Annotated in this window: 11 protein-coding genes and 2 pseudogenes; 6 read left to right on the forward strand and 7 right to left on the reverse strand. The window is 65.5% G+C overall.

Features of this window, described 5'->3' with window-relative positions; translation table 11 throughout:
* Positions 1 to 9: 9 nt before the first annotated feature.
* The gene (locus G6N08_RS17825; RefSeq protein ID WP_163759444.1) at positions 10 to 1,155 is read right to left on the reverse strand and encodes a YncE family protein; all 1,146 of its coding nucleotides are present in this window, start codon (positions 1,153 to 1,155) and stop codon (positions 10 to 12) included.
* Positions 1,156 to 1,411: 256 nt separating this feature from the next.
* A complete protein-coding gene (trxA, locus tag G6N08_RS17830) occupies positions 1,412 to 1,786 on the reverse strand; it encodes a thioredoxin (protein ID WP_163759445.1) in 375 nt (124 codons plus the stop codon).
* Positions 1,787 to 2,067: 281 nt separating this feature from the next.
* On the opposite strand from trxA, the gene G6N08_RS17835 reads away from it, so the two are divergent.
* Together G6N08_RS17835 and G6N08_RS17840 are read left to right on the forward strand one after the other, a co-directional pair.
* A complete protein-coding gene (locus G6N08_RS17835; RefSeq protein WP_163760845.1) occupies positions 2,068 to 2,337 on the forward strand; it encodes a metal-sensitive transcriptional regulator in 270 nt (89 codons plus the stop codon).
* Positions 2,338 to 2,392: 55 nt separating this feature from the next.
* Complete coding sequence (locus G6N08_RS17840) at positions 2,393 to 2,812, forward strand: DUF302 domain-containing protein (protein WP_163759446.1); 420 nt, start codon at positions 2,393 to 2,395, stop codon at positions 2,810 to 2,812.
* A 170-nt stretch (positions 2,813 to 2,982) separates the two neighbouring features.
* Here the strand turns inward: G6N08_RS17840 and fdxA are convergent, their stop codons facing one another.
* Positions 2,983 to 3,321 carry a ferredoxin gene (gene fdxA / locus G6N08_RS17845; RefSeq protein ID WP_163759447.1) on the reverse strand — a complete coding sequence of 113 codons (339 nt, stop codon included), beginning with the start codon at positions 3,319 to 3,321 and terminating at the stop codon, positions 2,983 to 2,985.
* A 274-nt stretch (positions 3,322 to 3,595) separates the two neighbouring features.
* Here fdxA and G6N08_RS17850 point away from each other — a divergent pair, with 274 nt between their 5' ends.
* Positions 3,596 to 3,868, forward strand: coding sequence for a hypothetical protein (locus G6N08_RS17850; protein ID WP_163759448.1), 273 nt, complete (start codon positions 3,596 to 3,598; stop codon positions 3,866 to 3,868).
* On the opposite strand, the gene otsB is transcribed toward G6N08_RS17850, so the two are convergent.
* From otsB to G6N08_RS17870, 4 genes and pseudogenes are all read right to left on the reverse strand, one after another.
* Complete coding sequence (gene otsB, locus G6N08_RS17855; RefSeq protein ID WP_163759450.1) at positions 3,865 to 7,527, reverse strand: trehalose-phosphatase; 3,663 nt, start codon at positions 7,525 to 7,527, stop codon at positions 3,865 to 3,867. The genes G6N08_RS17850 and otsB overlap by 4 nt on opposite strands.
* Positions 7,528 to 7,529: 2 nt before the next feature.
* Positions 7,530 to 7,655 (reverse strand): annotated as a pseudogene (locus G6N08_RS20920) (hypothetical protein); the annotation flags it as partial.
* Between the two features lie 622 nt (positions 7,656 to 8,277).
* Complete coding sequence (locus tag G6N08_RS17865; protein ID WP_163759452.1) at positions 8,278 to 8,502, reverse strand: DUF2905 domain-containing protein; 225 nt, start codon at positions 8,500 to 8,502, stop codon at positions 8,278 to 8,280.
* Entirely contained in the window at positions 8,487 to 9,185 is a 699-nt protein-coding gene (locus tag G6N08_RS17870) for a rhomboid family intramembrane serine protease (protein WP_163759455.1), read from the reverse strand. Before G6N08_RS17870 ends, G6N08_RS17865 begins: the two co-directional genes overlap by 16 nt.
* A 157-nt stretch (positions 9,186 to 9,342) precedes the next feature.
* Between G6N08_RS17870 and ligD the strand changes: the two genes are divergently transcribed.
* The 3 genes and pseudogenes from ligD (at position 9,343) to lnt (ending at position 13,163) form a co-directional block, all read left to right on the forward strand.
* Entirely contained in the window at positions 9,343 to 10,323 is a 981-nt protein-coding gene (gene ligD / locus G6N08_RS17875; protein WP_163760847.1) for a non-homologous end-joining DNA ligase, read from the forward strand.
* Positions 10,324 to 10,403: 80 nt separating this feature from the next.
* Positions 10,404 to 11,510 (forward strand): annotated as a pseudogene (locus G6N08_RS21375) (MFS transporter); the annotation flags it as partial.
* 120 nt (positions 11,511 to 11,630) lie between these two features.
* On the forward strand, positions 11,631 to 13,163 hold the full coding sequence (gene lnt / locus G6N08_RS21380) for an apolipoprotein N-acyltransferase (protein ID WP_371869069.1): 1,533 nt from the start codon (positions 11,631 to 11,633) through the stop codon (positions 13,161 to 13,163).
* Positions 13,164 to 13,165: the final 2 nt, after the last annotated feature.

Consider the following 13,165-nt stretch of genomic DNA (forward strand, 5'->3'; position numbering starts at 1 on the left):
CAGGGGCGGCTAAATACTGACCACCGTGACGGTGCCGGCCCAGTAGTCGCTGACGTAGAGGCGACTGCCGTCGGGGCTGATCGCCAATCCGTGGGGATAGGCGCCGATGTCGATGGTGTTGACGACGCACTGGACGATCGTGTCGATAACGGACACGGTCCGCTCACCCACATTGCCGACGTATGCGCGCTTGCCGTCTGGACTGATCTGCACACTTCGGGGCAGGCCGCCGACCATGATGCGCTGCGCTGCGTTGGTCACCGTGTCGATGACCGACAGTGAGCAGCAACCGGTCACATACGCCGTCAAGCTGTCTGGGGTCAACGTCACCGCAAGTGGTGTATCACCCGGTTCAATCGGCGTGACGCAGTGGGTGGCCAGGTTGACCGCTGACACCGATTCGGTGTCCTCATGCGTGACGTACATCGTCAATCCATCGGGGCTGACCGTGATGCTGTCCGGGGCGGCAGGCAGGTCGATGACATCGCCCACGGCGTGGGCCGCGGTGTCGATCACGGCGACGAAACCACGACGGTACTGGCGATACGGGCTGGGCCGAACACAGGCGGCGTACACGCGAGTGCCGTGGGGGTTCGCCGCAAGATCAACGATCGCGCAGCCGCCCGCACCGGGAATGGTTGCGACCGTGACGCCTTGGGTGGTGCTCACCGAAATCCAGCTGCTGCAACCACGATCATGCTTCGCGTTGTGCGCTGCGTAGACCAGGGTCTGATCCGTGGTCGCGACCTCCCGCGCGCACACGGCGCCGGGAATCACACCGACCCTGTGGTCGGCGAGGTCGACCACAGAAACACAACCTTCGTAGCTCGTCACATAGAGTCGATCGCCGTCGATACCGAACATCAGATCCTTCGGATGCCCGCACGCCGAGATAATGCCCGTGATGTTGTTCAGACGGCTGATCACCGCGACCGAGTTGCTCTGCGCCACATACACGCAAGCGCTGTCGGGGCTGACCGCCACATCACCGGCCCGACCGGCAAGCGCGATAGTCGCGACAACCCGCGGCACCGGTGCACACTCACCCGGATCCGGCTCATCCCACAGCAGCGCACCAGCGGGATCGACCGGGCCCGTGCCTGAGTCGCCCCGGCCGATGGCCTGATGACGGCTCTCACACGTCTTGCCGGTCATTGCCGCTGATGTGGCTGGTCGACTGGGTTGCGGTGCCATCACCTCAGCTCCTGCAGATCTCGCAGCCGACCTGGTGATGACGACCCGATCGCCGCATCATGATTGTCGACGGTGCGGAGGTAGCCGTGCATAGAGGCAAAAGTCATTAATCCGTTGGGAGCTATCGTTCTCGCAGCCCACTGCCGCCGGATTTCACCCACGGTCTGCAGTGAGCTGGCGCCGGCGCCGGCCGGCTACCGGCTGTCCACCCGCCCCACTAGGTCTGGGCGGCGGCTTTGCGTTCGGCGATCTTGGCGCGGACCTCAACCATGTCAAGGGCTTTGATCTGGCCGATCAGGTTTTCCAGCACCGCTGCGGGAAGCGCTCCGGGCTGGCTGTATACCAGCACGCCGTCGCGGAATGCCATGATGGTGGGAACCGACCGGATGCCGGCAACGGCTGCCAACTCCCGCTCAGCATCGGTGTCGACCTTGGCGTGAACGATGTCGGGATGCTTGCGCGCGGACTGTTCGAAAACCGGGCCGAACGCCCGGCAGGGCCCGCACCAGGGCGCCCAGAAGTCGACCAAGACGAGCGGATTGTCACGGATCGTCGGCTCAAAATCGGTGAAAGTAAGCTCTTTAACGCCCATTTCACACACCTTTCTGTGGTGTCTCGGTAACGTTTTTGCGGTGTTTCTGTCGTGTAGGTGAAACGGTTTGGGTGCTCACGCCCGCCCCAGCTTCCGGGGCCGTCTCTCCCGCACAGGGCAGTGCTGCGGTTTCAGCTCGCCGAGTACGGCGTGGTAGTGGTTGTGTGCGCTCATGATCACTACAATAGTGATACCCGTCGGGGTATTCCCGGGCCTGCTGACCGGCGGCTAGCCCAAGCATACCCCAGGGGGTAACATGGGGTCGGCGGATGGAGGAATCAATGATTCGTGACGAGGACAGCATGTCCGCCGTGCTCAATCGGCTGCGGCGCGCCCAGGGACAACTTGCCGGGGTGATCGCGATGATCGAGCAAGGCCGTGACTGCAAGGACGTCGTGACACAGCTGGCGGCGGTGTCCCGCGCCCTGGACCGCGCGGGGTTCAAGATCGTCGCATCCGGTCTGCGCGACTGCATCACCGGAACCAGCGCGACCGGTACCGCACCGCTCACGGAGTCCGAACTCGAAAAGCTCTTCCTGGCTTTGGCATAGCGCCCGTGGACATCATCGACAAACGGCAACATCGACACATCCAGGAGGTTTACCGATGACATCGGGTCTCAGCACCACACTGGACACCTCGTTCGGCGAGGCAGTCGAACGCACGACGCAGGCGCTGGCCGAGCAGGGCTTTGGTGTGCTGACCAAGATCGACGTCAAAGCCACGCTGAAAGAAAAGCTCGGCGAGGACATGGAGGATTACCTGATTCTCGGCGCCTGCAACCCGGCACTGGCGCACCGCGCCCTGGATGTGGACCGCCAGATCGGTCAGCTGCTGCCCTGCAACGTTGTGGTGCGAACCGACCCTGCCAGCCCGGGCCGAAAGGTCATCGTCGAGGCGATGGACCCGCAGGTCATGATCCAGGTGACCGGCCAGGCGGGGGCGCTGCAGGAAATCGCCGACCAAGCCGCCGCCAAACTGCAGGCCGCGGTCAGCGCGATCGGGCAAACCGCCCAGACACGGTAGACGGCCAAGCCGAGCCAACGCTGTGGCCCTTCTGACGCGGGTCTGGGACGGTGCGATCCCGCTGACCCGTCGATGGGGGCAAGAATCCTGCAGTGCTGTCCGGTTCGCCTTCCGCTTAACCCCGCCCGGAGGAATGCTGATCGGCGCGCACAGCGGCCGGCTGAGTGCGATTACCGTGGCGGCAGGGCACTGACCAACGGCGTGTCGACCCCGATCCGCCCCAGCCTGCCCGCGCCGCCGGGCGAGCCCAGGGGACGCTCGCGGCCAGGCAATATCTCGCTGAAGAATGCGGCATTGTCAGCCAGGTGCTGTTGCTGATCTGCTGGTAGATCGGTTTCGTAATAGATCGCTTCCATGCGGCAAACTAGTTTGCAGGCACCACAATCCACGCACTCATCAGGATTGATGTACAGAGAGCGGGCTCCTTCGTAGATGCAGTCGACTGGGCACTCCGGCACGCAGGACTTGTCCATCACGTCAACACATGATCTGCCAATCACATACGTCATGGCCGAAGCCTACTGTCGCCTGAGATGTTTCAGGGTGAGGAAGAAGACCCATTTCGTGGGGACCAATGGCACTGGGGCGGGGTCCGGTGACCACCTCGGGCGCAACTCGGCACCTCGTACACGATCAGCGGACAACCATGGCGCCCAGTTGCCCGACAACCAAAGTCGATTCGAGCTGCCGCACTGCCCCGGCACCGCGTTCACCGGTCTCAGCGCAGCGGCGCCGCGGATAATCGCTGCGAAGTGTGCACCGTCCGTCTGGCAGCGTGAGCCCTTGTGCACTAGCGGCGCGGCAGGTAACGCATCCGATCCGGCGATCACCACTAGGCCGGCCCGGCCCACAACAGCAGCGGGGCAGTCGAGGTTGTCGTATGCGATGGGCGGCCCTTTCGCCGGCCTGCGCTTCGCGGCCACGCCGCTGACCGCTGGGCCCACCAACACCGACGTAGCGCCGAGCGCTAAGCGGGCGCGCGTGATCGGCAACATCGAGCGCGTAGCGAACCTGTTTTTGACCAAGACCGCAACCGCCGGCAGATCGACACACTAGCCGAATTCGATCGTGCACCCGGGCATGAGCGAATGCACTCGCCCCCCATACTCGATATCGATCGCGTTGGTCTGCTCAGAGTCCGAGGTGACCTTCGCCTGGCGGCCACTGACCTGCACGTGCAGGCGATGACCACGATATCTGAGGGGAAAGGTCAGTGTTCCAAGGGTTTCAGGCCACAGCGGGTTCAGCACGATACGGTCGGCGCGAAATTCCAGTCCGGTGAAGCACCGCTGCAAAAGGTCGACGCTTCCGGCCATCGCCGCCAGATGAATGCCCTCAAAGGTGGTTCCTCCCTGCACGTCTGCGATGTCGGATAACAGGAGTTGCTGGAAGTACTTCAGCGCCCGGTCCCGGTCGCCGCGGGCCGAAACCCAGGAATGCACGATCGCGCTCAGCGTGGAGCCGTGTGAGGTGCGGGATCGGTAGTAGTCAATGGTTTTCGGGATCTGATCGGGGGCGAATCGGTATCCCAAACGGTCGAACAATTCACGCAGTTCGTCGGAGGACAGCAGGTAAAACAGCATCAGCACATCGGCCTGCTTAGCGGCTTTGTAGTTGTTGACGTCGTCGTTCTCGGCCTCCAGAATGCGGTCCAGACGCTGAATGTTCCCGTACCGCTTGCGATAGCCGTCCCAATCCAATTCGGCTAGCTGCTCATAGCCCTCGAATTGGCTGATCACACCGTCGTGGAACGGCACGAACATCCGCCGGCTCACGTCGTCCCACAAGTCGAATTCCGAACTGTCCACCCCGAGCCTTTCCACCAGGTCGAGCCGATCCGACAACGGCAGCAGCTCGAATGCTTCCATCGCACGCACGATCGCCCACACCGCCATCACATTGGTGTAGGCGTTGTTGTCGATGCCGTCGTAGATCCGACCGGGATAGCCCGAATGGAACTCGTCGGGCCCAATGACACCGCGAATCACATAGCGTCCACGCGCGGTATCCAGGCTGGCCAAACTCACCCAGAAGCGCGCGATCTCGGTCAGCATTTCCGCTCCGTAGTCGACCAGGTAGTCGACGTCGCCGGTCACCTGGTAGTACTGCCACACGTTATAGGCCACGGCGAGACCGCTGTGGTGGGCGCGTGCGCTGGGATCCGGATTCCACCTGCCCGAGCGCGGATTCAGGTGGAACTGCGGGCTTTCCTCCCGACCGTCACTACCGGATTGCCAGGGAAACATCGCGCCGATGTGGCCGGCCTCTCGAGCAGCCCGGCGGGCCTGCGGCAGCCGTCGATAGCGGTACTGCAGCAATGATCTGGTCACCGTCGGCAGATGAACATTCAAAACGGGAAAAACGAACAGCTCGTCCCAGAAGATGTGGCCGCGATAAGCCTCACCGTGCAGGCCGCGCGCGGGCACCCCGACATCCAATTCGGCGGTGTTCGGCGAGAGGGTCTGCAGCAGATGCAGCAGGTGCAGCCGCACGATACGCAGTTCGTCAGGCTTTTCGTCGATGGTAATGTTGAATCGTTCCCACAAATGTGCCCAGATGAGCAGGTGGCCGCGCAGCAGTTCGGCGATTCGGCCCAGCCCGCGCAGCTGCCGCGCCGCCTCCTCCGCCGGTTCGGACACTGCGGGATTGCGTCCGGCGACGACGGTAGCCACCTTTTCCAGCGTGATCGATTGCCCGACTGCAAGGTCGACCGCGATGTCGTGACCGATGCGGGCCACGTGCTGCACCAACCGGTGACCAGCCGGCACCGGTGTTTGGTCGCGCCACAGGGTATGGCGCGCTGCCACCGCGACCGGTATCCGGGATTGCACGGTCGCAGCCTCCAAAAGGACTGCTTCACTGGATAACTCACACAGCCGCGTCACCTCGAGGTGCCTACTGGACAATTCGCGGTAGCGTTCGACCAGTCGGTTCTCCACGTCGCCGTGTATGGCGGATCGAAACTCCAGTGTCCCCGACCAATTTTCGGCTGTCACCGTGGTCTCCAGCGCGGCCACATGGGGCAGGTGCATTGCCACGAATCTGCGCTGGGTCACCGCGGTGGTGCGGCCAGCGGCGTCGCGGAACCGAAACTGGCGCGTCAATACCGCCCGACGCAGATCGAGGGTTTGCGAATAGGACAACAGCTCGACCGCATCGATGTCGAACCACGGCCCGGTGTCGATACGAAATGTCACCGGCAGCCAGTTGGGCAGATTCACCAGGCTTTCATTGGTGACCGTGCTGCCGGCAATGTGATCGGTAAGTCGGTTATAGACGCCGGCGGCGTAGGTCCCCGGATAATGAACACCTCCCGCCGTCGACTCCGGGGCGCAGCCACGGGTGGCGAAACACCCGTTGCCCACAGTGCAGAGCGCTTCACGCAGCGGTTCATCGCGAGGGTCATAACCGCCGAAGCTGAGAGTCCAGGGATTGGCCGATTCGTCTCGGTCGGCGGTGATCTGCCGGGCGAGGTGTTCGATGAATGCGCGCACCGCATCCGGGCCATCGAGGCTGAACCGGGCGGCCGACGGGCGGTCTTTTTCTTCACCGTGGCGCACGACGATCCCCACACCGTCATAGCGCACTGCGTCGAAGGCGTCCTCGTCGGTGAGGTCGTCGCCGATGTAGATCGGCAACACCGGTTCAGACCCGGCGATTCGTTGCACAATCCATCGGAGGGCTTTTCCTTTGTCCCACAAGATGCTCGGCTGTAGTTCGATCACCTTGCGCCCATTGGTAACCCGAAGCCCGCTGCGCTGAGCGATGGTATGCGCCGTGACGATCGCCTCGCGCACCGCCCCGGGCGCAGCGTTGCGGTAATGCACGGCCACGGCGTATCGCTTATGTTCGAGGCGGACCCCGTCGAGAAGCGCCAATCGGTCCCGCAATTCGGCTGCCGCCCGTTCGAGCACACCAACAGCTGTCTCGGCGCTCGCCTGGTGGTGATGGGTACCGTCGGGCGCGGTGAGCTCGAAGCCGTGACTGCCCGCGTACCAGATGCCGGTCAGCCCGACACGAGGCGTGAGGTCCGCGAGATCGCGGCCGCTGACCACCGCGACAGCGCACTGCGCCGCCAGCGCCTTCAGCGCAGTGGCCGCGCCGCCGACCAGCGCAGCGGAGCCGGGGTCATCGACAATGGCAGACAGTGTGCCGTCAAAGTCCAGCAGCACCGCTGGCCGCCGGGCGGCCACCGCCGCCGCGATTTGAGCGTAGGACTGCAGCGCGTCGGGAAGCGTCGACATCCGGCGGTGCCCACTGTGCACAATGACCCCGGCGAGGTCGGCAACCACCACGTCTGCGCCGCTGCGGCGCAGCTCGCCGTCGTGGCCGCTGCGATCGACACCGATGACCAAAGCGAATCCACCGTCACGGCCGGCCCTGACCACGGATTCCGACGCTGCGATGAGCACGCAGCGGCTCGGCCACACATCCAGTTGTCGTGCGACTTCCAGCATGTCGGCTGGATCCGGCTCGCCGGGGCGGCCCAGGTCGACACAAACGGTGACGATGTCCCCGATACCCGCCGCAGCCAAACCCGTGCAGTTGCCCCCGGACGCGACGGCACCGGTGCGTAATCCGGCATCGTGCACCGCGCCCAGCAACGCAACCGCGGAATCGAACACCGGCGCACCGACGCGGGCCGTGTCGGCGACGACACCGTCGATTTCGAAGATCACCGCGTCGTAATGGCGCGGATCGATCGTCACCGTCATGACTAGGTCCGTGAGCGCGGCTCGCAGATGTCCAGCACATCGTGCAGCGGCCGTCGCGGTGTGGCGGCGGGCAGCTCTTCCCTTGGCGGTGCGATGCCAACACGGATCAATACGTGCGGCTCCGGCCGGCCCAGATCGACGAACAGGTCCGACGCCGCGCCGTTAAGCACCCACCGCAGCGGAGGGCTGTTATGCGCCGACGGGGCACACCACGCCGACGGCACCGCCTTCTTGACACTCTCCATCGTCGAAGCTGTTTGGGGCATGTCACTTCCTGCTATCGGGGTCTGCGATCGACCCTAGTGAGGGCGGTATATGCCGCTAGAGTCGTTGGTCCCGACGGCGGCAGCACGCACCCGGGACCTTCGCCCCTTGCCCGGGTAACCTTTCGCTGCGGCGGCTGTGGCTCTTCGGCGCTACACCGAGCGCGGTGTGTCGGCACAGCGTGGGGTGGCTGCACAAACCCCCGGCAGCGGCCAGTCCCCGCCGAAGCACACGAACACACAGCGGTATCGTCGTGCTCGTCGGCGATAGGGCAGACCAGGCGAAAAACAGGTCGTGGCCCCTGGATTGCAGCACCGTCAAGCGCCGCGAGCGGACCTGCGCCCCAAAGCTGCCGACTGGTGATCTACCGGGCGACCCACTCCCGCAGCAACGAGTTCGTGGCTGACGTGGCGGCATAACCGACCAACCGGTCGAACACAATCTGATGATCGGCGACCGCGACTGCTCCCGGGGCCCGCTTGAGCATCACCGCCGAAATATCCACTGCGCCAAAAACAGCGCTGCGCTGAGCGCGACCGATAACACCAGCATCGAAACCAGCGGGATGTAGACACGCAGGTTTTCCCGCTCGATGCGGATATCCCCGGGAAGCCGGCCGAACCACGACAGCCCACCGGCCCAGACCAGGACGCCCACCACGACGATGACGACGCCCGCCAGCACAAGGACTGGACCTACATTCCGTACCATCGTGCCCTCCGCCGCGTGATTTCACCTACGTCAAGCAGAACCCCGGCCACCACTGCGCCGAACCCAAATCCCCCGACATGAGCGAAGAACGCTACCCCACTTCCGCCCATATTCCCTTCTAACAGCGCAAAATTGCTCTCGAAGAACTGGTACAGGAACCACGCGCCGAGATAGAACCAGGCGGGGATACTGATCGGCAGCCACAGCACGAGCGTGAGCACCCATGAGTGGGGATAGACCATGAAATACGCTCCGAGCACAGCAGCTATCGCACCGCTGGCCCCCAGGGTGGGTATGCGCGCATCGGATGGTGCGCCGAAGAGCAGGGTCATCGCGGTCTGCGCCATGGTGGCGAAGAAGCCGCCGGCGAAGTAGAAGACCAGGTACCCGCCCCGGCCGAACGCGTCCTCGACGTTCTTGCCGAAGATCGCCAGAAACAGCATATTGCCCAGGATGTGATCCCAGCCCGCGTGCACAAACATGGCCGTGATCCAGCCGATACCCCACGGCTCGGGTGGACGGCAAGAGTTGACCACACCGCACGGATAAAACGATGCGTGCGCGATCGCCGCCTCGGGGTCGGGCAGCTCGTAGAACAGAAAAACCGCGACGTTGGCCGCGATCAGCGCCCCGGTGACCAGCGGAAACCGGCGGGCCGCAATGCCATCGGATAGCGGGATCATCAGCGGTCTGTCACGCGGGCCCGGGACCCGGCGGCGGCGCGCACATGCGGGCGCGCAGCCAGCTCACCTCTGCATCACCCATGGGAGCATAGGGTACGTACAGATTGGTTGTCGGCCTGGCGGACGCATTGTCGTGATCGATGAACTGCCCGAGGAGATGCGCGCCCTGCTGCGCGAGGAGCCGGTCCCCGACTGGGCGCCTCCGATGCTGGCCACTTTGACCGAGAAGCGATTCTCTGACCCGCAGTGGATCTTCGAGACCAAATTCGACGGTGAGCGATGCCTGGCTTTCCGCGACGGTGATCGGGTGCGGCTGAGGTCGCGCAACCGCCATCTGCTCAATGGGACGTATCCGGAACTCGTTGACGCGCTGGGTACGCAGGGCCCGTCCCGGTTCGTCGTCGACGGCGAGATCGTGGCCTTCAGGGGCCGCCACACCAGCTTCGCGCGCCTGCAGGCCCGAATGGGCATCACCGATCCACAGCGGGCCCGGGCCACCGGGATAGCGGTGTTCTACTACCTGTTCGACCTGCTGCATCTCGAGGGCAAGGCCGTCACCGCTCTGCCGCTGATTTGGCGGAAACAGCTGCTCCGCGACGCGTTCGAGTTTCGTGATCCGCTGCGTTACACACCACACCGTGTGAAAGATGGCGAGGAAGCTTACCGGGCGGCATGCCAGCACGGTGACGAAGGGGTGATCGCCAAGTTAGCGGATGCGCGCTACGAGGGGCGCCGTTCGCTGAACTGGTTGAAATTCAAGTGCGTTCACGACCAGGAGTTCGTCATCGGTGGTTATACCGAACCCAACGGCAGCCGGGTAGGGCTGGGCGCGCTGCTGGTCGGCTATTACCGGGGACCCGATCTGGTCTACGCGGGCAAGGTGGGAACCGGTTTCGACGCCGCCGCGCTGCGCAGCCTGCACCAGCGGCTGTCAGCCATCGAAAGCGACACCTCGCCGTTCACCCGGGGACCGGGTCATCCGGCCGGCGTGCACTGGGTGCATCCGAAGCTGGTCGCCCAGGTCGCATTCACCGAGTGGACGCGTGACGGCAAGTTAAGGCACCCGCGCTATCGGGGTCTGCGCACCGACAAGAACCCCACCCAGGTGGTCAGGGAGACCGCTGATGCCCCGACATAACATCAAGTGCACACCAGTGAGACCTTCTGCTGAGGCGGCCAACCATCGATAGGGCTGACCCGTTACCGGTGACCGGCGCGATGGCCGGCGCCGGCGGTGTCGGCGCGGAGCGCAGTTGGCGCGGCGCACGGACGCTGCTGGCCGGTCCGCTGAAATGGTTGGTGGGCGGACAATGTCTGGGCCAGCTCGCCGACGGGCTGGCCCAAATCACGTTCGCACAGTTTGTGCTGTTCGACATCGGGCGCGGCGCCACGCCGGGCCGTATTGCCGCAGTGCTCGCGGTGACCTTGCTTCCATTCAGCCTTGTCGGCCCTGCCGCGGGAGTGCTGATCGATCGCTGGGACCGGCGACGCACACTGATCACCGTCTCGGTGCTGCGGGCTGTGCTCACCGGGGCCGGGATCGTCACAGTTTCGGCGCGGTCGGCGGCCGCGGCGTTCATCGAAGTGTTGGTGCTGCTGTCATTCTCGCGGTTCGTGTTGGCGGCCAAGGGCGCCGCGCTGCCGCGGACGGTGCCGATCGCCGATCTGGTCACCGGTAACGCCGTATCCGCGCTGGCGGGGATGAGCGCATCGTTTCTGGGGGCGGTCGGCGGGTCGCTGATCGTGGGCCGGTCGACTGCGGCGGGTTTTGTGCTCGCGGCGGTGTGCTACCTGGCGGCTTGCGTCGCGTTCACCCGGCTTCCCGATGTGGGTGGCCGGCAACGGAGCGGGCTGCTCGCCCGGTTCAGGCAGCTCGCCGCTGAACTCGCCCAGGGGATACGGGCGGTGGCCGGGGAGCCCGCTATCCGGTGGCCGCTGCTCGCGGTCGCGGCACATCGACTGCTTCTGGGCGCCGGATTCGTGGTGCTGGTGCTGATCGCCGATTCCCGCTACAACCTGCGGATTTCCGGGTACGGGGTGGCGCTGGCGGCGACCGGGCTGGCGGCATTCGCCGGGACGCTGGCCGCGCCGCCGCTGGCACGGCGATATTCGGCGGTGGCGCTGGTGCCCGCCGCGTTTCTGCCCGGCGCCGCCGCGGCCTATGCCGGCGGCCTGTTTCCGTCGCTGGCGGCACTGGTCTGCTGTGTGAGCGCGGCGGCGTTCGCGTTTCAGGTGCTCAAGATCGCGGTGGACGCGCTGGTCGGCGGCACCGCCTCCGACCAGGTGCGGGGGCGGGTGTTCGCCGTTTATGACGTGCTCTACAACGTCGCGTTCGTCACAGCGGGGCTGGCCCTGGTCCCGCTATGGCGAATCGGCCGGGAGCGTTGGCTGTTGTGGCTGATCGCCGCCGGTTTCGTGCTCGGCTGGTGGGTGGTGGGCGCGCTGATGCTGGGCTGGAGATGGCGCCGCCCGCACGCAGTGCGCCGACTCGGGGGCGCAGCGGGCCGACTCGGGGGCGCAGCGGGCCGACTCACCGCGCTGTGCGCCGGCGCGCTGCCCGCGCTGGCTTTTCCTGCCGTGTCATGGTGGTGGCTGGCCTGGATCGGTGTGGTGCCGCTGCTGCTGGTGGTGCGGGCCGCGCCGACCCCGCGGGAGGGCGGGCTGCGGGCGTGGTTGGGCCTTGCCGGCTATGTGGCCGCAACACAGTGCTGGCTGCTGCCCAGTGCGGGTCCGCTACTGGCGGTGATGGCGGCCGTGGTGGGCGCGTTGTGGATCCCGTGGGGTTGGGCCACGCAGCGGTTGCTGTCCGGGCAGCTGACGACGCGGCGGCTGCTCGCGGCGCTGCTCGTTGTGCCCAGCGCCTGGGTGCTGGCCGAGGCGGTGCGGTCGTGGCAAAGCCTGGGCGGCCCCTGGGCTTTGCTGGGCGCCTCGCAGTGGAATCAGCCCGCCACCCTGGTATCGGCCTCGCTGGGTGGGGTGTGGCTGACGAGCTTTCTGCTCATCGCGGCCAATACCGCGATCGCCGCGGCCATTCGGTGCCCTGGGATCTCGGCTCGGCTTTTCGCGCTGGGAATGGCGCTGGTGTGCGCCGGGCTCGGCCCGGCCTGGCTGCTGCTGCGACCGCCACCGTCGCCCGGCCCGACGGTGCGGGTGGCCCTGGTGCAGCCCGGCGATATCACCGATTCGGCCGCCCGTCAGGCGGCAAGCGAAGCCATCACAGCAACCCTGGCAGGACAACGCCCGGATTTGGTCGTCTGGGGTGAGAGCAGTATCGGGATTGACCTCGCCAGCCATCCGGCCGTGCTCGCCGGGTTGCGGCGCCTGTCCGCGCAGACCGGGGCCGACCTGCTGGTCAATGTCGATGCCCCGGCTCCCCACGGGGGAATCTACAAATCCGCCGTGCTGATCGGACCGAACGGAACCCTGGGCACCTACCGGAAACATCGTCTGGTGCCGTTCGGCGAATACGTCCCGCTGCGGCCCTTGCTCGGTTGGATTACCCAGCACACCAAGGCCGCCGCCCAAGACCGGCGGCGCGGAACCGGGCCGGTGGTGCTGCACGCCGGGACGCTGGCGATCGGGCCGTTGATCAGCTTCGAGGCCACCTTCTCCGATCTGCCCCGCCGCGAGGTACAGCTCGGCGCCGAGCTCTTGGTCTACCAAAGCTCCACGTCGACGTTCCAGGGCAGCTGGGCCCAGCCCCAGTTAGCCGGTGATGTCGCGGTGCATGCGGTAGAGGTGGGCCACCCGGCGGTGCACGCGAGCTTATCCGGAGACAGTTCAGCCTTCGATGCGCACGGCCGGCTACTGGCGTGGTGCCCGTCCACGTATCGGGGTGCGGCGGTGGTTGACGTGCCGCTCGAGACGTTCAACACGGTGTACGTGCGGTTCGGCGACTGGGTGCTGGCGATGGCCTGCTTTATCGTTGTCAGCGCCGGTGTCGTTGCGACACTGCGGTTTCGGCGTGGAAGCGCATAGCG

It is taken from the genome of Mycobacterium botniense, from assembly GCF_010723305.1.
Taxonomy (GTDB): domain Bacteria; phylum Actinomycetota; class Actinomycetes; order Mycobacteriales; family Mycobacteriaceae; genus Mycobacterium; species Mycobacterium botniense.

What these genes read in the sequence shown, in the direction of transcription:
- G6N08_RS17825 (WP_163759444.1), bottom strand. Translation starts at nt 1,155, where the DNA reads ATGACCGGCAAGACGTGTGAGAGCCGTCATCAGGCCATCGGCCGGGGC.
- trxA (WP_163759445.1), bottom strand. Translation starts at nt 1,786, where the DNA reads ATGGGCGTTAAAGAGCTTACTTTCACCGATTTTGAGCCGACGATCCGT.
- G6N08_RS17835 (WP_163760845.1), top strand. Translation starts at nt 2,068, where the DNA reads ATGATTCGTGACGAGGACAGCATGTCCGCCGTGCTCAATCGGCTGCGG.
- G6N08_RS17840 (WP_163759446.1), top strand. Translation starts at nt 2,393, where the DNA reads ATGACATCGGGTCTCAGCACCACACTGGACACCTCGTTCGGCGAGGCA.
- fdxA (WP_163759447.1), bottom strand. Translation starts at nt 3,321, where the DNA reads ATGACGTATGTGATTGGCAGATCATGTGTTGACGTGATGGACAAGTCC.
- otsB (WP_163759450.1), bottom strand. Translation starts at nt 7,527, where the DNA reads ATGACGGTGACGATCGATCCGCGCCATTACGACGCGGTGATCTTCGAA.
- G6N08_RS17865 (WP_163759452.1), bottom strand. Translation starts at nt 8,502, where the DNA reads ATGGTACGGAATGTAGGTCCAGTCCTTGTGCTGGCGGGCGTCGTCATC.
- G6N08_RS17870 (WP_163759455.1), bottom strand. Translation starts at nt 9,185, where the DNA reads ATGATCCCGCTATCCGATGGCATTGCGGCCCGCCGGTTTCCGCTGGTC.
- ligD (WP_163760847.1), top strand. Translation starts at nt 9,343, where the DNA reads ATGCGCGCCCTGCTGCGCGAGGAGCCGGTCCCCGACTGGGCGCCTCCG.
- lnt (WP_371869069.1), top strand. Translation starts at nt 11,631, where the DNA reads ATGCTGGGCTGGAGATGGCGCCGCCCGCACGCAGTGCGCCGACTCGGG.